Raw genomic sequence first — 18,741 nt, 5'->3', positions numbered from 1 at the left:
GTAAATTACCTCGCGATATTCAGCGCCTTGCGCAAAATAAACGGACATACGATTAAAAAAGCGTATTCCGGACTAAATACTGAACCGGTGAAAAACAACGACAACGGTGTAAAAAGATAAAGTTGCACCCGATAATTCTGATTATCACCAAATGCATTCATCATCATCTTCGTTACTTTCCCCATGTACCACAGGGATAATATTACGGCGAACCACGAAAAATAGATAATTAACAGATACAAACCATTGTCTATCGTTTTACCTACATCTGCACCGTTAAAGATTCCGAATGATGCAACATATTCATAAAGTGAGCCAAATCGCACTACACCATCGATATTCAGTAATGAATACCCAACCATGACCAACGGCCCGACTATACGATAATACGAAGAAGAACCTTCCGTACCTAAATCACCAAGACGCGTCGCAATGTAGGGGAAGGCAAATATCACGCCCACCATAAACACACTCAGTGAGATAATCGCCAAGGGTAACTTCTTTTTTATCGCATCCTTATTCAGATACTGAAACGCCCACTCCAGTAGGTAAAACAATATAAATGTCATTACCCCAGAAAACGATCCTGACAATACCACCCCTGTCAGAATCATAGCATCGGTCCTGGGCGTTTTGATACCAAACTGTTTGATGCTGAGCCAAATTGAGATTAACGCCAGAGCGAAAAATGCGGGTTCAAAATAGAGTGCAGTGGTACGTTTTCCACCAAATTTAATAAAGTTCAGAACATAGCTATTGCTGTAAATAAGATATTTCGAAATAGCTTCCATTATACTGCTGCCACCACTGAGAATGATCTGTACCATTTCAACGGCAGCCAGACCGACCACTAACCCCACCGCCAGCCAGAATAAACGTAAAATTTTAGGATAGTTATGTGGTGAAATGGTTTTGAAGCGAATACTCCACACCATGCCAATAATGATCACGGTATAGATAAACAACATGGCGGATGTTACATACTTGCTGGCATCCAGCGATTGGCCAAACAGGTAGTTAAACACCGTCAGCCCCCCACCCACTCCCAACGCAATCAACAGTTTTTTAATATTGATACGGTCGACAAACAGCAGTAGCAACAGCGGTAAAAAAGTGACAACGGTGACAGGGAAACTTTCACCCAATTGTGCAAGCTTGACGTTAACCAGCAGATAAAGCAGCGGCAACACCAGATAGCTACAGACCCTGATAGTACGAGACATATTCCTCCAGCATCTGTTGTCCGCTGTATGCTGTCCGACTCTGCTGGCTAAAGGTTGCCAGCGTGGTGCCAAATACCGCCTGTGCAATTTCTGATTTTTTAAGTTGTACCAGACGCAGAACATCCGCTTCACTGAACGTTTTACCGCCTGATTTTGCCAGCACTTCCTGTGCCGCCTCGCTGTGCGTGGCGATAACCGGTACACCGATAGAAAGCGCTTCGCATAAAATTAACGGGTAGTTATCAACCCGTGAACTGAACACCAGCCCATCCATCTGATTTAGCGCCCCCATCAAGGTTCGTTTGTCACTTTCAAACCCATGGTTGATGACGTTTGCTCCGGCAAACGGGGAAAACTTACCGAATGTATGCAGCTCTATTTTGTCCCCGAGCGCGATAAGCGCCTGAACCAGTTGCTGGCTGGTTTTACCGTCATAGCGCAAATCGTGGGCTACCACGGCAATTTTCGGTCTGCCCGGCGGTTCATACTGAACTGGCAAGTCAGCAAGAATCGCTTCTGTCGCCACATCAATACCGTTATTGATGATGTGACAACGCCCGGCACCGTACAGACTGTTAAATGCTTCCGCCACATGTTGACTGGGCGAGATAAACTGGCAGCCAAGCGCCAACATCATGCGAAACATTTGACGTTTGCCAGGCAGTTGCTGGTGTGCTTTATCAACGCTAACCGGGGGATAGTTGCTTAACGTTGGGCATTTCTGGCAGCCCGTTTTCCAGCCTTCGCAACCATCGGTAAAGGCGCAGCGTCCGGTAACACTCCAGTGATCGTGCAGCGTCCAGACAAAGGTGATATCGGGCTTATGTGCCTTCACCTTTTGGCAAAACGCCACCACCTCTTCGAGATTCAGCCAGTAACTGTGCAGCACATGGAAATGCAGAACCAGCGGGCCCGCAGTGCGGGTGATCGTGCGGTACATACTGTCGAGGTTGCCAAACAGATCGCGGTTTGCGAGGCGAAACAGCGCAATATTCGCCGCCGACGTTAAACGCGGCGCATGTTTGATCGCGTGCGAATAATTCCCGTGACTGGCACTTTTCTTGCCTCTTTTGCCATAGCCGTATACAAACCGCGACGACCACCCTTTTTCCAGCGCGCGCAGGTGTAAATCCAGCGCGACCCCTGCCGCCCCGCCTTCGGCAAGCCGAACATTAAATTGCAGAATATTCATTGCATTACCTTTGCTCGCACGTATTGACTTAGCATACTTAGCGTCCTCGCAGACCGTCAGCCAGGCGCTTACCGTTGCGTATGGAAAGCAGCGTCAGCAATGTGCGCCAGTTCATCCGCTTGTTACGGATCTGATAAAGGGTAAACAGCTGATATTTTTTACTCGCCCGGTCAAATTTACCTTTGTGCTTGCGATAGAACTGGAAATAACCGGAGAACTTATGTGGAGAGGAAGTAATGCGCATCTCGCCGTGATTCACATGCAGGATCTGCGTCGCCTCTTTTACCTTCCAGGGTTTACCGTAGGCCACCACCATGCGCAGAAAAATGTCGTAGTCCTGAGCGGCTTTTAACGTGGTATCAAACAGGCATGCTTTGAAACGCCACGCCCAGCTAAAGACCTGATTACCAATGATATTTCGTTTGTAGAATCGGCGTCGTGAGTACATCGACTTCGGATACAGAGGCAGACTGGCTGGCTGTGAATAAACCTCACCTTCACAGACATAATCATCAGCGTAGAGAAAAGCGTGCGTCACCAGTTGATGACGAGACTGAAGGAATGTGCTCAGGCGATTCGGCGTCCACTCATCGTCATCATCAATTCCCGTAATGTACTGCCCACTGGCCTGCATGATCGCCTGATTGCGTACCGCGCACGCGCCGGAGTTAATAGCGTTATGCGTATAGCTCACGCGTGGATCGTTTAACGCCTCAACAAACTGTTGCAGCTGCTCATACTCGCAAGAGCAATCATCGACAATGATCATTTCCCAGTGGCTATAGTCCTGGCGCAGCACCGATTTAATCGCCCGAATAGCCAACTGCTGGCGGTTCCAGGTGGGCATATAAATAGAAATTAGCGGGTTGTCTGTCGTCATTTTTTTGTCCCAGATAAAGTTCACAGATGGCGCTACGCTTATCAGGCCTACATTCGATATGCGTTGCTGTTAGTTATCTATTTCGAATCCGACGTGTATTCGTATTCGTAGTAACCGTAATCCTGATACCCGCTGGCGCGCCGGAAAATGGAGTTGAGGATCACCCCTTTCACCTGAATACCGTTTTGCTCGAAGCGACTCAGACTGGTTTCCACCTCTTTCAGCGTGTTGACCGCGTAACGCGCCACCATCAGCGTGGTTCCGACGTGACGACCAACGATGGCCGCATCGGTCACGGCCAGTATTGGCGGCGTATCGATCAGCACCAGGTCATAGTTTGCGCTAGCCCAGGTCATCAACTCGCCAAAGCGCTCACTCATCAGCAGTTCTGAAGGATTAGGGGGAACCTGCCCGCGAGGGACCAGGTCAAAATGTGCAATTGAAGTCGGTTTTGCGCAGGAGGGGATGTCTCCCTTGCCGCTCAGGATCTCAGACAGACCGTTGACGTTATTGGTCCCGAGCAGCTCATGGGTATAGCCTTTACGCATATCACAGTCGATTAGCAGCACGCGCTTGTCGGTCTGACTGATAACCGCAGCCAGGTTGGCACAGACAAACGTTTTGCCAATCGACGGGCTGACCCCGGTAAGCATCAGCACATTATTACGTGATTGCATCATGGCGAAGTGCAGGCTGGTACGCAGGCTGCGCACCGCTTCTATTGCCAGGTCAGTCGGATTACCTACCGCCAGCAACTGGCTCTGCTTATAGCGCTTAACGCCTTTAATGGTCTGCACGTTATCACGGGCTTTTTGCCATTCGGACAAAGGAATGCTGGCATACACGCTGATGCCGTGCTCTTCAAGCACCTGCGGGCTTTCAATACCGCGATTGAACAGCGATCGCAGCAGCACGCCAACCACTGAAAGCATCAAACCAAGCAGGATACTGCCGAGAATAATCAGCGCCGTTTTTGGTTTCAGGACACCGGGCTGGGCAATGGCGGGATCGACAATGCGCACATCGCCAACCGTACTGGCTTCCGTGATCTTCAGCTCCTGCTGTTTATTCAGCAGTTGCATATAGACCTGCTGGCCGGACTCCACGTCACGCGTCAGGCGGACAATTTCCTGCTGCGTTTTCGGCATCGCTGTTACGCGCCCGTTCAGCTTGTTTTTTTCATCTTCCAGCGCCTGGCGCTTTTCCAGCAACGTGCGGTACGCCGGGTGCGCTTTGGTGAACAGTTTGGAGATTTCTGCTTCTTTAAAAGTCAGTTCATTTAACTGGGCATCAATATTGACCATCGAGTCCAGCACCGCTTTGGCCTCCAGCGGCAAATCAACGGAGTCTTTATCCTGACGAAATGCATTCAGCTTGTTTTCGGCAACGTCCAGACGATTGCGCACCTCTGGCAATTGTTTTGCCAGAAATGCCAGACTTTTGGCGGCCTCTTCAGATTTACGCTCCACGTTTTGTTGCAGATAGTTGCGGGTAATACTGTCGAGGATCTGGCGGATTTGTTCACGATCTTCCCCCGTAAAGATCAGGCTCAGAACCCCGGTATCTTTACCTGTTTCCGTCACCATCAGGTTATTTTGCAGATTGTTGATCGTGCCAAGCGTGGAGAACTTACTGACGGTAAATTCGCTACCCGGACTGGCATGAATTGCCTCAACCCGCATCGATACACCGTCATGGTTCAGTAACTGCCCAACCTGACCACGCGCGCTAAAACCACCGTCACTCACCAGTTGATAACTTTTATCGTTCAGTACACTCAACGTGAAGGTCTGTTCATTCATTGACGTTGGCAAGGTGAAGGTCGTCACATTGACCGTTTCATTCTGGCGGCCCATCAGCCGGTCCCAACCGGCTCCAAAAAGGGGAAATGTATCTTTAGTAACGGAAATATCCAGATTGAGATCGTCTACCGTTTTGCCCAATACCCGTCGCGACTGTATAAGTTGAATTTCCGCTTCAGAGGCAGGTGGCTTGTTGGATAACGCCGAGCCAATATCCTGGACTAACGAGTTTCCGGTATTTTGTTCAATTTGCACCAGCGCATCGGCACTGTAGATCGGCGTGGCAAACAGGGTGTAGACCGCCGCACACAGCGCAAATGCGGCAGTTATGCCCAGTACCCACCAGCGTGCTTCGACTACTGTCCCAACCAGACGTCCGATATCGATTTCATCGTTGCCTGTTACCGACGTTGCAGACTGTTTTTCTTTTTCTGTCATTATTTTCCCTGCTCCGCATTCAGTGCCTGAGCCCATTGGTGGGCAGACCGCTCAAGTAGCGCATACACCGCATCAAATGCATCGCGGCTTTTACGATACGGGTCGGGTATTTCGCGTTCGCTGTCCCAATGGCCGAACAGCATCACTTTGCCACGCATCTCCGGCACCATTTCACACAACGCCGTGATATGACGTTTTTCCATGGTCAGGATCAGGTCATATTCCCGGCACATCCGTCCCGAGATCTGCCGCGCACAATGATTTTCCAGCGACAAGTTATGTGCCTGAGCCACACTAATGGCACACGGATCTGCGCCCTTGCCTACCAGCGCGCCGAGGCCAGCGGAAGAAACCGTCAACGCCGGATCGAATTGCCTTAACAAGCGCTCTGCCGTCGGAGAGCGGCAAATGTTCCCCACGCAGACAACTAATATTTTGTTGAACATGATGATTACCAGTTGTGAAGGTCGCTGGCCGTATCCGTCATGTAACGAACACCGCTAATGGTCGGCAGCAACTGATTGATCAAACGGTTCCAGCGAGCAACCGGCGCGGTCGTGACATACACCACATCGTAAGGCTGGAGTCGGAAAGAGGTCGCCATCACCAACGATGTCGCATCGGACATATCAAGCTGGTAGATATTGGCTATCTTGCCGTTACGCCCCCCCTCGCCTTTTAATGGACGAATAACAAAGATACCGCTGGCATTGGAGGTGGTCAGGTCGATGCCCTCCGCATTACCCAGCGCTTCGGTCAGTGTCATACCGCTGAAGTCCATCTTGAGGGTGCTCTGTTTTTTCACTTCGCCCATCACGAACACTTTCAGGTCGTCATTTCTCGGGACAAACAAAATATCGCCAGGATAGAGCAGACGGTTCTGGCTCAGATCGCCATTTTGCATTAGCGCTTGCAGAGAAATTCGTTGCTCCTGCCCTTTGTGGGTCAGCACAACGTTGCGCCAGTCGGCCGCTTCAGTGAGGCCGCCTGCGGCATTAATAGCATCAAGGATGGTAAGAGGTACGTTGGTGATGGCCTGTTGACCGGATTTATTCACCTGCCCGGAGACATATGCCTTTTGCGAGCGGAATGCGGCGATATTAACGTCCACCTGCGGGTCCGCGATGTACTTCGCTAAGCGCCCGGTAATATCACTACGAATTTCTGCCAACGTTTTTCCCACCACGCTAACTTTACCAATGTAGGGATAAAACATCGTGCCGTCAGGCTGTACCCAGTTTCCCGTATCGCTTGAGCTACGATACTGTCCCGCTGGCGTGGTGAGTTCGGGATGATCCCATACGGTGACATTCAGGACATCACCGGGTCCGACCCGGTACTGATACCCGGAGATCTCCTGATCCAGCGACATATTAGGTTGAGCAACATTCGGTCGCGGACGTAATTGTTCAACCAGTCGTGGGGTAAGCGGATAAACATTCACCATCCGGTTGATATCAAAATCGGCATCCTGTTGCTTAATCACATCTTTGCCCATGGTAGACATATTGCTGCCCGGAAGCACGGTACAACCGTTGATCAATATTACCGACACCAATACTGGTATCAATTTAAGTTTGGATTTCATCATTGATTATTTATCACTTTGGCAGAGTCATTATCACGTGCGTTTTAAATAGCGATTACGCCTGTTTGCATTTACCTTGCCGCTAATTGAATAGAAATTTAACTGGCATCAGTCCTAAAAAAAATGAATTCATCTGCAGTCTCTTGACAGAATAATTTAGGTTTGTCATCAGGCGACCAGGCACGCTACCGCCCCTGGCTTCATTAGCTACCAATGCACTGATTAATTTATATTTTTACTATCCTCGCAATTTTCATCATATTCATAGCATCTACCCATCAGAAATAGCATGGTGCGATACTGGCAACATATTTCTCTTTTGATTATTACGGAAAGAATTGTTGCAGCTAACCGAATAGCAGGCAAGATAACAAGTCCTGAAACGTAGCCTTTTAAGATTAATATTAAGCGTGAGATGTGTATATTTTTAGGATTTTATTGATGTTGACAATGTTAATATATAAATATCCAGTCTGCGATATTTCCTAAATATAAGTGGATAAATAAAACCATTTCGTGCAGATACCTTCAGGCTATTCTCTCCCTCCTATCCTGATATAAACGGAAGAGAAATCCCTTCTCGCCATTGCATTTTTCGTCGATTTTACCCATGATCGAATTGTGACAATTGTCATATAACTATGGGTATAGCATTTACTATGGAATGGATTGCCGATCCGTCAATCTGGGCCGGACTCGTCACGCTAATCGTGATAGAACTCGTTCTTGGCATTGATAATCTTGTTTTTATTGCCATCCTCGCGGAGAAACTCCCTCCAGCCCAGCGGGATAAGGCGCGTATTACCGGGCTACTACTGGCGATGGTTATGCGCCTGCTACTGTTGGCGTCAATATCATGGCTGGTGACGCTGACCACACCTCTGTTCAGCATTCGGGACTTCAGCTTCAGTGCCCGCGACCTGATTATGCTATTTGGCGGCTTCTTCCTGCTGTTCAAAGCGACGATGGAGCTTAACGAAAGGCTGGAAGGGAAAGACAGCGACAATCCCACCCAACGTCGGGGTGCGAAATTTTGGGGCGTGGTCGCGCAAATAGTGGTACTGGATGCCATTTTCTCACTGGACTCGGTGATCACCGCGGTTGGCATGGTTGATCATCTGGCCGTCATGATGGCGGCGGTGATTATTGCCATCAGCCTGATGATGCTGGCCAGTAAATCGTTGACCCGCTTTGTTAACAGCCACCCAACTATCGTTATCCTGTGCCTGAGCTTCCTGCTGATGATTGGTTTCAGCCTGGTCGCGGAAGGCTTTGGTTTTCGCATACCGAAAGGCTATCTGTACGCGGCTATCGGCTTCTCGGTCATGATAGAAGCCCTGAACCAGCTGGCTATTTTTAACCGTCGTCGTTTTCTGTCGGCTAACCACACGTTACGCCAGCGTACCGCCGAGGCGGTGATGCGCCTGATAAGTGGTCAAAAAGAAGATGCCGAGCTGGATGCCGAAACTGCCGCCATGTTGGCGGATCATCATGAAGGCCAGATTTTTGCACCACAGGAACGGCGGATGGTTGAGCGCGTACTGAACCTCAATCAGCGAACCGTCAGTAGCATCATGACGTCACGCCATGATATCGAGCATATTGATCTCAATGCGCCGGAAGCAGAAATTCGCACACTACTGGAGAAAAACCAGCATACGCGTCTGGTCGTAACCGGAGAAGATGAACAGGAAGAACTGCTCGGTGTGGTGCATGTGATTGACCTTCTGCAACAGTCGCTGCGTGGCGAACCACTCGATTTGCGCGTCTTACTTCGCCAGCCGTTGGTATTCCCGGAAACCCTGCCGCTCCTTCCGGCGCTGGAGCAGTTCCGTAATGCCCGTACGCACTTCGCTTTTGTGGCCGATGAGTTTGGTTCGGTGGAAGGCATCGTGACGCTGAGCGACGTGATGGAAACCATCGCGGGTAACTTGCCAAATGAAGTCGAAGAGATCGACGCTCGTCATGATATTCAGAAAAATGCCGATGGGTCGTGGACGGCAAACGGCCATATGCCGCTGGAAGACCTGGTACAGTATGTCCCGATCCCATTAGATGAGAAACGCGAGTACCACACCATTGCCGGGCTGTTAATGGAGTATCTGCAGCGTATCCCGAAAACCGGAGAGGAAGTACAGGTTGGAGACTATTTGCTGAAAACCTTGCAAGTAGAAAACCATCGGGTGCAGAAAGTCCAGTTGATACCACTGCGCAGTGAAGAAGAGATGGATTACGAGGTATAAGCGATATGCCGGATGGCGCTAAAGCGACATCCGGCAATAGAGATCAGAGTTTATCCAGCAGCTTTTTAACATCTTTGCCGTTGCGAGAGTCTTTGTTGCGATCGGCCCAGTCGTTCAATCGACGTTTTGCTTCATCCTGCATATGCTTACGCAAGAGTTGGTCCACCTGCAGGTTATAGTTTAACGACTGCCACTTGCCATAGACCCTGAGCGGAACCGGAGTCGCTTTGAGGAAATCGATCAATTTGCTTTCCCCATTCCATCCGCCCAGCACACGTACGTTAAACTGAGTATCACAATTTTGCTCAACCAGATCTAACGTGCCCTTACCCGAAAGCGCCAGCATGGCGGACTGCCCTTCCATGTTATCCAGCGTAACCTTGCCGTTATCCAGCGTCAGATCGGTCACAAAGCGATCCAGCCGCGTCGCATTATCCAAATCCTGTTGTGAACTTGCACTGCCGCCGCTACGTTCAACCGCCTGTTGCACCAGTTGCTGGAAGTTCATGCCTTCCATACGCGTGCCGCTCATCTCAACATTGGCCTGTCCTTGCCAGCTGTGACGAAATGCCTGCGCATCAATGTCAGAGCCCGAAAAATCGCCAGTCAGTGACAGCTTGCCAGTAAGGGCAATCGGATAGTCAAAGGCTTTCAGGATAGTGCCGATTTCTACGCCTTCCAGCCGTGGGTGAAAGACTGCCCGTGGAGAGCCTTTTCTGGCATCCAGCGAGCCAGGAAGCGAGATCAACCCACCGTCACTTTTCCCCTGTAACTCATTGATATTCAGCAAGCCAGCCTGGTTGACGATTTTTGCAGAAACATTATCAAATGCCATTTTCCGCCAGAGAACTTTATCCGCCTGTAGTGCAATATTGGCGGAAAATCCTTGCAGCCCCTGATAAGAGACGGCATCAACCTGCGAGGCAATAACCGGCCGCGCCAGTGTAGACTGGCTCTGACTCTGCTGTGCCCCGGTATCTGTCGCCGCCAGAGCGTCATGCTGTACGATCAGGTTATCCAGGTTGAGCTGGCCGAATTTCAGATCGACGTCCCATGCAGGTTTCTCCGCCAGCGTTACCTGAGCTTGCCCGGCGAGTGAACTGTCATTCGCCGTTAAGTGAATCTGCGTAAAGTTGAGCTGTTTTTTCTCTTCCTGCCACCGAGCCTGAAGCTGACCCTGGCCGCGGATCCCCTGCGGCGGCAAGTCAGCGCCCTGTAACTGCCAGCTTAGCTGCTCAATGTTAGCGACTAAATCATGCGGATAGTCAGACGCATCGACAGCACCGCTGATGGACAACGTCAGGTCGCGCTGGTCGCGGTTAACGCGACCGGTGAAATCGAACGTTCCGCGATGCTGGGCATCCTGTTCCATATTCAGGTGAATATCACGAACCGTTATCTGTTCATCGTCTTCATGCTGGAATACCAGAACGCTGTCAGCCACGCGCAGGCGAGCGATATCGAACGACCATCCACGATCTTCTGCCAGATCCGGCAGTGTATTATCTTTTGGCGCAACAGGGGCATCGACTCCGCGCACAGCCTCGGTTTCAGGTATAAGTTGAATCACCGCGCCTTTGAGCATGACTTGCTTTACGCTGAGTTGGTGGCTCAACAACGGCCACAAGGCGACGTCCAGACGCATATTGTCGGCACGAACCAGAGGTTCGCTGGCACCTTCGGCCGTTAGCACCATGCGCCCGGAGAGAATGCTCAACTGGGGCCATACGTGCCAGCGCAGAGGACCATCCAACTGCAGTTGATATCCGCTACGCGCAGCAACTTGCTTCACCATGTATGCGCGGAAATCGTTCGGATTCACCAACAATACTAACGCAGAGAAACCGGCCACCAGCACGACCAGAAGAATCATCAGCGTCGTCAGAAATCGTCTCATGCTATCCCCAATGGACTGAAAAACACTCAGTCTTTATCGATCCGGCTGGCTACCGCGCCCTGCTGATCGCGATACTTCGCATCCTGGCGACGGTTGTAAGGTCGCGCTGCCGGGCCGGAAAGCGGTTCGAAGCTCAGTGCACCAATCGGCATACCGGGGCGCAGCGCCAACGGTAATTTTCCTGAGTTGTAAAATTCCAGCACGATGCAGCCCGACCAACCCGGATCAATACGGTGTGCCGTAACGTGTACCATCAGGCCCAGACGTGCCAGCGAAGAACGGCCGTCTAACCAGCCAACAAGGTCGGAAGGCAGCGTTACGGATTCGAACGTTACCGCCAGCGCTAATTCACCCGGGTGCAGGAAAAACGCTTCACCGTCTTTGAGGACAATTTCATCACTCATTACGCGGTCAAGCGCAGCGCTGACCTCATCCTTCGGCCCGCTCAAATCAATATACGCCGCCGTATGACCGCGGAACGTACGAAATTTGTTTCCAAGACGCACATCTACCGTTGCGCCGTTGATACGCTCGACAGGAGGACGTGGATTGATCGACAGACGACCTTCATCCAACCAGGCTTCAATATCTCGGTCACATAAACGCATGGCACTTTCTCCTTTCGTGCTTCAACCCCTTAATGCCAGGCGCGTTAAGGGTGAACCAGGTTATCACTGAACGGTACACAATTCGCTGAACTTATTCAAAGAACTGACTGATTTTCGCCTTCAGAATATCGATAGCAATGCGATTTTTACCCCCGCGAGGCACGATGATATCGGCGTATTGTTTTGAAGGCTCAATAAATTGCAGGAACATCGGACGTACGGTTTTTTGGTATTGCGCCATCACCGAATCCATTGAACGACCACGTTCATTCACATCCCGCTTGATACGGCGCATCAGGCAAATATCCAACGGCGTATCAACAAAAATAGAGAAGTTCATTTCATCACGCAAACGCGCATCCGTCAGCAACAAAATGCCTTCCAGAATAATGACTTTCTTGGGTTCAATATGAATAGTTTCTTGTGTGCGCGTGTGTTCAACATAGCTATAAACGGGCAATTCAATGGCGGAACCACGTTTAAGTGTTTGCAGATGCTGAAACAGCAAACTGTGATCCATCGCATTTGGATGGTCGTAGTTCGTTTTTACGCGTTCTTCCATCGACAGATGGCTTTGATCTTTGTAATAGCTGTCTTCGGGAATAACGCCAATATGTTCGTCACCGACTTGTTCACGCAATTCGCGATAAAGAGTACTGGCAATAAGACTCTTGCCGGAAGCCGATGCGCCGGCAATGCCGATAATGACGCACTGATGGGACTGATCAGTCATAAATTTAGCGACCTGATTAACCTGGATGTAAGGAAGGGCGGCGTCGAAACGCCAAACGCGGCAATTATAGGGATTTCAGCAGCGCGATGCCAGCCCAGGCTGCACCAATGCTTTCCCTGTCGCAAATTAAAACGGTTAATTTTAAAGCAGGCTCAAGTTTTATTCACCCGCCTTAGGAATTAATGGCTTGAGCGTGTTAATTTATGAGCAACTGGCGTATAAATTGTAAATTATTTGTACTAGCATAAACGAAGATTAAACGTGATGCGGCTGGTAACTCTGCTGGCCGACATCGGCTATTTGGGTAAAGTGGTAATGAGTAAACAATTCCAACATGTTTTAGTTACCCTACCCCATCCTCTGCTGCGCCTGGCCAGTTTAGGTCTGGTAGCATTTATCTTTACGCTATTCTCGCTGGAACTGTCGCGTTTCGGTACTCAACTGGCACCGCTTTGGTTTCCAACCTCAATTATGATGGTGGCGTTTTACCGCCATGCGGGGAAAATGTGGCCTGGGATAGCGCTGGCATGCTCATTCGGCAGTATCGGCGCGTCTTTGCTGTTTTTTCCTGGAGGTTCGCTTAACTACACTTATACGACCATCAACATTATTGAAGCGGTCGCCGGCGCGATGTTGTTGCGCAAGCTGCTACCCTGGTACAATCCCTTACAGAATCTGAATGACTGGGCGCGATTGGCGTTGGGTAGCGCCGTCATTCCACCGCTGTTAGGTGGTGTACTGATGTGGCTACTGCTCCCAGAGGGAACCTCGTTAAATACGTTTCTCATTTGGGTGCTTTCCGAATCCATCGGCGCGCTGGCGTTGGTGCCATTGGGTCTGTTATTCAAGCCTCATTATCTGCTGCGCCACCGCGATCCACGTTTACTGCTTGAGACCCTCATCACGCTGCTCATCACTTTAACGTTCAGTTGGCTCTCCATGATGTACGTGCCGTGGCCGTTTACCTGCGTCATTGTGTTGCTGATGTGGAGCGCCGTCCGTTTGCCGCGTATGGAAGCATTTTTAATTTTCCTCAGTACCGTCATGATGGTCTCTCTGATGCTGGCTGCCAACCCATCGCTGCTCTACGCCCCAAAAACGAATGTGATGACCAGTATTCCGTGGCTGCCGTTTTTGATGATTCTGTTGCCAGCCAACATGATGACTATGGTGATGTACGCATTTCGGGCCGAGCGAAAACACATTTCTGAAAGCGAATCGCGTTTTCGTAATGCAATGGAATATTCCGCGATTGGCATGGCGCTGGTCGGTACCGAAGGGCAGTGGTTACAGGCAAACAAGGCGCTGTGTCAGTTTCTTGGCTACAGTCAGGATGAACTGAGAGCGCTGACCTTCCAGCAACTCACCTGGCCAGAAGATCTGAATAACGACCTCGAACAACTCGGCATGTTGGCCCGTGGTGAAATCAATAGCTACTCCATGGAAAAGCGCTATTACACGCGCGCAGGCGAAGTCGTCTGGGCATTGCTGGCCGTTTCGCTGGTACGCCACAGCGACAACACCCCGCTCTACTTTATTGCTCAGGTCGAAGACATAAACGACCTGAAACACACCGAGTGGATGAATAAGCGGCTGATGGAGCGCATCACCCTCGCCAACGAAGCGGGCGGTATCGGTATCTGGGAGTGGGAACTGCAACCCGATGTGATCAGTTGGGATAAGCGCATGTTCGATCTCTATGAAGTCCCGCCGCATATCAAACCCAGTTGGCAAGTCTGGTACGAGTGCGTCGTACCAGAAGATCGCGAGCATGCTGAAAATGTGATTCGCGACTCTCTGGCCGCACGAATTCCCTTTAAGCTCGAATTTCGTATTGCAGTACGTGACGGCGTGCGACACATCCGCTCGTTGGCTAACCGGGTACTGAATAAAGACGGAGAAGTTGAACGCTTACTCGGCATCAATTTGGATATGACCGAAGTGAAGCAACTCAACGAAGCGTTGTACCAGGAAAAAGAGCGCCTGCACATCACGCTGGACTCGATCGGCGAAGCGGTGATTTGTATTGATGTCGACATGAACGTGACCTTTATGAACCCGGTTGCCGAGAAGATGAGCGGCTGGCAGCAGGACGACGCAATAGGTATTCCGTTACTGACAGTGCTGCGTATTACCTTTGGCGATAACGGCCCGTTGATGGAAAACATCTACAGTGCCGATATGTCGCGTACTGCCATAGAGCAGGAGGTGGTTCTGCATTGCCGTAACGGCAGCAGTTACGACATTCAGTACAGCATTACGCCACTCAGTACCCTTGACGGCGGCAGCATTGGCTCCGTACTGGTCATTCAGGATGTCACCGAGTCGCGTAAGATGTTACGCCAGCTGAGCTACAGCGCGTCGCACGATGATCTCACCCATCTTGCTAACCGGGTCAGCTTTGAAAACCATCTGAAACAATTGCTGCAAGCCGTACACGATACGCATCAACGTCATGTTCTGGTCTTTATCGATCTGGATCGGTTTAAAGCCGTGAACGATAGCGCGGGCCATGCTGCAGGCGATGCCTTGCTGCGCGAACTGGCTTCTCTGATGCTCAGCATGCTACGTACCAGCGATGTACTGGCGCGTCTCGGTGGCGATGAATTCGGCCTGTTGCTGCCAGATTGCAACATCGAAAGCGCACGCTTTATCTCTGGCCGTATTATCAGCGCCATCAACGAGTATCAGTTCATGTGGGACGGCCGTCTGCACCGCATAGGCGCCAGTGCGGGTATTACGCTAATCGATGAGAAAAATCATGTCGCGACTGAGGTCATGTCCCAGGCGGATATCGCCTGCTATGCCGCCAAAAACAGCGGACGTGGCCGGGTCTGCGTGTATGAGCCTCAGCAAAGTCAGACGCACACCTCACGGGAACTGCTATCGTTTGATGAACAGAAGCACATTATTGCGCACAACCCGATGCTCATGATCGCCCGGGGTGTGGCCTCTCCACGCATTCCTGAGACATTCAGCTTCTGGCTACTCTCACTGCGTCTGGGAACAGAGGACGGTGATGTTATCGAAGAGCATATCTTCCGTACCGGACTTGTTGACCCTGCGCTTAATCATTCGCTTGACCGCCGGGTTTTTAACGAATTTTTCCAGCATGCAGCGACGGCGATTGCCAGTAAGGGACTCAGTATTGCCCTTCCCCTTTCTGCCGCCGGACTGTTGAGTACCGAACTTGTGGATGAACTGCTAGAACAGTTGCAACGTAGCCCGCTACCACCACGATTATTACACCTGACCATTCCAGCCGGAGTGATGAAATCGCATCCAGCTCTGAGCCTATCGGCCATTCAGCGGCTTCGTCACGCGGGTTGTCGGATTATTTTAAGCCAGGTTGGGCGCGACTTAGAGATCTTTGAAAACCTGAAGTTTCACACCGTCGATTACCTGTTACTCGATAGTGATATCAGCGCCAGTGTTCACGGCAACCTGATGGATGAAATGTGGGTTTCTATTATCCAGGGCCATGCACAGCGTCTGGATATCAAAACGATCGCCGGCCCCGTGCAAATGCCGCTGATTATGGACGCACTTTCTGGTATCGGTATCGATATGATCTACGGCGACATCATTGCTGATGCTCAGCCGTTGGATCTGCTACTCAATACCAGCAACTTCGCTATCAACTGACGGCTGCCACCCTTCCGTATACCAGATATGCAATAACGCATAGGAGCGCCACGGCTTCCAGCGCTCGGCATAACGCCGGATCTGGGCTGGCGTCATGCCCGGAAAGCGTTGTTTAATCAAATAATCGTCAGGGAGAAAAACATCTTTCGCCTGCCAACCGCGTAGCGCGAAATAATTGGCAGTCCAGCGCCCTATACCGGGAAACGTTTGTAGGTACTTTACGCCTTGCTCAATATCGGCTGGTGCAACCGATGCAAGCCTTCCGGTAAGCGTTGCTCGTGCCAGATGAATGAGCGCTTCGGCGCGTTTGAGCGGCATCCCTAAGGCTTTCAGGTGCAAAGGATCAGCAGCAGCCAGCGCTTGTGGTGTGGGAAAACACACATACTCAGGCGCGTCATCAAGCCTGTCACCGTAGGCGCGTACAACTTTCGCGGTCAGTTTTGCCGCCATGGCAACGCTCACTAACTGGCCTAATATCGCCCTCACACCTTGTTCAAAAGCATCGACAGAGCCGGGTAGCCGCAAGCCAGGACGCGCTGCGCCCAGGCTGCCCAGAGCGTTAACAATATGCTGTGGACAGCAGCCAAGATCGAACAACCGCTCAATTTTAGCCAGGCATTCTGGCGCAACGGGCTGTAAACCTGGACTTAACCTGACCTGAAGCTGGTGTGTCTTCAGGTCAGGCACTACCCTCACCAGCCCGCGATACTCACCGATTGCCAGGCTCCTGGCGTAATACAACTCCCCGACGGTTTCGACACCCTCCACCGCACGGGCGGCAAGAAACCCTAGCATCCAGGACCAGTCATAAGGCGGCTGCCAGCTCAGTGTTAACATTCAGGTGTCCTTTTTAGTTAAACCTACAGCATAAACGGTATTCAATCGATACGCCTTGCTTTCATATTCCAGTTGTCGGGGCGGCAACATTTCGCTAAAGTCACGCCCCTTCTTCACTGGCATGGGGATTTCTACGGTGTTTATTGGTTTTGACTACGGTACGGCAAACTGTTCAGTAGCCGTAATGCGTGACGGGCAGCCACACTTGCTCAAAATGGAAAATAACAGCACGCTACTGCCCTCAATGCTTTGTGCGCCTACGCGTGAAGCGGTGAGCGAATGGTTGTATCGCCATCATGATGTCCCCACGACGGATGCCGAAACACAGGCGCTACTGAGTCGTGCGATGCGTTTTAACCGCGATGAAGACATCGATGTTAGCGCCAATAGCGTGCAGTTTGGTCTGGCGTCACTGGCGCAATACATTGACGACCCGGAAGAGGTTTACTTTGTTAAATCGCCAAAATCATTCCTGGGTGCCAGCGGCCTGAAGCCGCAGCAGGTTGCGCTATTTGAGGATTTGGTCTGCGCGATGATGCTGCATATTCGCAATCAGGCGCAAAACCAGCTACCGGAAGCAATCACCCAGGCCGTTATCGGTCGCCCGATCAACTTCCAGGGGTTAGGCGGTGATGATGCCAACGCCCAGGCGCAGGGTATCCTTGCGCGTGCGGCAAAGCGTGCTGGTTTTCAGGATGTTGTTTTTCAGTACGAACCGGTAGCCGCGGGTCTGGATTTTGAAGCAACCTTGCAGGAAGAAAAACGCGTATTGGTGGTGGATATCGGCGGTGGTACCACTGACTGTTCGCTACTGCTAATGGGACCGCAATGGCATCAGCGCGCCGATCGCGAAAACAGCCTGCTGGGACACAGCGGTTGCCGCGTGGGCGGTAACGATCTGGATATTGCGTTAGCCTTTAAACATCTGATGCCACTGCTGGGTATGGGCGGCGAAACGGAAAAAGGCATCGCATTGCCGATTTTACCCTGGTGGAACGCGGTCGCGATCAACGATGTTCCGGCACAAAGTGATTTCTACAGCACCGCCAACGGACGTTTACTCAACGATCTGATCCGCGATGCACGTGAAGCAGACAAAGTGGCGCTGCTGCTTAAAGTCTGGCGTGAACGCCTGAGTTATCGCCTGGTACGCAGCGCAGAAGAGAGCAAAATTGCGCTTTCTGACCAGACAAACGTTACCGCGGCACTGCCATTTATCAGCGATGCGCTGGCCACCGCTATCAGCCAGCAAGGACTGGAAGCGGCGTTAAATCAACCGCTGGCTCGTATTCTTGAGCAGGTTCAGTTAGCGCTGGATAACGCGCAGGAAAAACCGGATGTCATTTATCTGACCGGCGGTAGCGCCCGTTCACCGCTGATCAAAAAAGCCCTTGCTGAACAGCTTCCGGGGATCCCTATCGCCGGTGGCGATGACTTTGGCTCTGTCACCGCAGGGCTGGCTCGCTGGGCGGAAGTGGTTTTCCGCTAAGTCGCTCGCAGGCTGAAAAGCGTACGTATTGACATCATCGTTACTGTGGATTACTTTCAGGAGTGAGGGTTAGGGAGGTTTACCCTCCCCCTGGTGTCTTAGTAAGCCGGTAAGCTAATGACTAAGAGTATCACCAGTATGATGACCTGCTTCATCATAACCCTTT

At 51.1% G+C, this 18,741-nt stretch carries 14 protein-coding genes; 3 read left to right on the top strand and 11 right to left on the bottom strand.

Going from position 1 to position 18,741, the window contains the following annotated elements; translation table 11 throughout:
* Positions 1-5 precede the first annotated feature (5 nt).
* The 6 genes from wcaD to NNO08_RS11175 all read right to left on the bottom strand — a co-directional run bounded on the left by wcaD (position 6) and on the right by NNO08_RS11175 (position 7,126).
* Positions 6-1,223 (bottom strand): colanic acid polymerase WcaD, encoded by a 1,218-nt coding sequence (gene wcaD / locus NNO08_RS11200; protein ID WP_271456732.1) that lies wholly within the window; start codon positions 1,221-1,223, stop codon positions 6-8.
* Positions 1,198-2,415 carry a colanic acid biosynthesis glycosyltransferase WcaC gene (gene wcaC, locus NNO08_RS11195; RefSeq protein ID WP_271456731.1) on the bottom strand — a complete coding sequence of 406 codons (1,218 nt, stop codon included), beginning with the start codon at positions 2,413-2,415 and terminating at the stop codon, positions 1,198-1,200. The genes wcaD and wcaC overlap by 26 nt, the downstream gene beginning before the upstream one ends.
* Positions 2,416-2,452: 37 nt before the next feature.
* Positions 2,453-3,295: a colanic acid biosynthesis glycosyltransferase WcaA gene (gene wcaA / locus NNO08_RS11190; RefSeq protein WP_271442404.1), complete on the bottom strand. Its 843-nt coding sequence runs from the start codon at positions 3,293-3,295 to the stop codon at positions 2,453-2,455.
* Between the two features lie 77 nt (positions 3,296-3,372).
* On the bottom strand, positions 3,373-5,535 hold the full coding sequence (gene wzc / locus NNO08_RS11185; protein WP_271456730.1) for a tyrosine-protein kinase Wzc: 2,163 nt from the start codon (positions 5,533-5,535) through the stop codon (positions 3,373-3,375).
* Complete coding sequence (gene wzb / locus NNO08_RS11180) at positions 5,535-5,981, bottom strand: low molecular weight protein-tyrosine-phosphatase Wzb (protein ID WP_271450340.1); 447 nt, start codon at positions 5,979-5,981, stop codon at positions 5,535-5,537. Before wzb ends, wzc begins: the two co-directional genes overlap by 1 nt.
* 5 nt (positions 5,982-5,986) lie before the next feature.
* Positions 5,987-7,126 (bottom strand): polysaccharide export protein, encoded by a 1,140-nt coding sequence (locus NNO08_RS11175; protein ID WP_271456729.1) that lies wholly within the window; start codon positions 7,124-7,126, stop codon positions 5,987-5,989.
* 656 nt (positions 7,127-7,782) lie between these two features.
* On the opposite strand from NNO08_RS11175, the gene NNO08_RS11170 reads away from it, so the two are divergent.
* The gene (locus tag NNO08_RS11170) at positions 7,783-9,366 is read left to right on the top strand and encodes a TerC family protein (protein WP_271454627.1); all 1,584 of its coding nucleotides are present in this window, start codon (positions 7,783-7,785) and stop codon (positions 9,364-9,366) included.
* Positions 9,367-9,409: 43 nt separating this feature from the next.
* Here NNO08_RS11170 and asmA read toward each other — a convergent pair whose 3' ends face one another.
* The 3 genes from asmA to udk all read right to left on the bottom strand — a co-directional run bounded on the left by asmA (position 9,410) and on the right by udk (position 12,604).
* Complete coding sequence (gene asmA / locus NNO08_RS11165) at positions 9,410-11,263, bottom strand: outer membrane assembly protein AsmA (RefSeq protein WP_271456728.1); 1,854 nt, start codon at positions 11,261-11,263, stop codon at positions 9,410-9,412.
* Between the two features lie 26 nt (positions 11,264-11,289).
* Positions 11,290-11,871 carry a dCTP deaminase gene (gene dcd / locus NNO08_RS11160; protein ID WP_003036774.1) on the bottom strand — a complete coding sequence of 194 codons (582 nt, stop codon included), beginning with the start codon at positions 11,869-11,871 and terminating at the stop codon, positions 11,290-11,292.
* A 91-nt stretch (positions 11,872-11,962) separates the two neighbouring features.
* Complete coding sequence (gene udk, locus NNO08_RS11155; RefSeq protein ID WP_005128328.1) at positions 11,963-12,604, bottom strand: uridine kinase; 642 nt, start codon at positions 12,602-12,604, stop codon at positions 11,963-11,965.
* Positions 12,605-12,919: 315 nt separating this feature from the next.
* On the opposite strand from udk, the gene NNO08_RS11150 reads away from it, so the two are divergent.
* Positions 12,920-16,249, top strand: a complete 3,330-nt coding sequence (locus NNO08_RS11150) for a diguanylate cyclase (RefSeq protein WP_271456743.1) — start codon at positions 12,920-12,922, stop codon at positions 16,247-16,249.
* On the opposite strand, the gene alkA is transcribed toward NNO08_RS11150, so the two are convergent.
* A complete protein-coding gene (alkA, locus tag NNO08_RS11145; protein ID WP_271456727.1) occupies positions 16,217-17,086 on the bottom strand; it encodes a DNA-3-methyladenine glycosylase 2 in 870 nt (289 codons plus the stop codon). The genes NNO08_RS11150 and alkA overlap by 33 nt on opposite strands.
* Before the next feature lie 136 nt (positions 17,087-17,222).
* On the opposite strand from alkA, the gene yegD reads away from it, so the two are divergent.
* Complete coding sequence (gene yegD, locus NNO08_RS11140; RefSeq protein ID WP_271456726.1) at positions 17,223-18,575, top strand: molecular chaperone; 1,353 nt, start codon at positions 17,223-17,225, stop codon at positions 18,573-18,575.
* Positions 18,576-18,673: 98 nt separating this feature from the next.
* Here yegD and NNO08_RS11135 read toward each other — a convergent pair whose 3' ends face one another.
* Complete coding sequence (locus NNO08_RS11135) at positions 18,674-18,733, bottom strand: type I toxin-antitoxin system Ibs family toxin (protein ID WP_109017525.1); 60 nt, start codon at positions 18,731-18,733, stop codon at positions 18,674-18,676.
* Positions 18,734-18,741: the final 8 nt, after the last annotated feature.

Origin of the sequence: Citrobacter sp. Igbk 17 (genome assembly GCF_028069775.1) — a bacterium.
Classification (GTDB): Bacteria; Pseudomonadota; Gammaproteobacteria; order Enterobacterales; family Enterobacteriaceae; genus Citrobacter.
The sequence above is the reverse complement of the archived record's forward strand: the minus strand, read 5'-3'. Positions and strand labels throughout refer to the sequence as shown.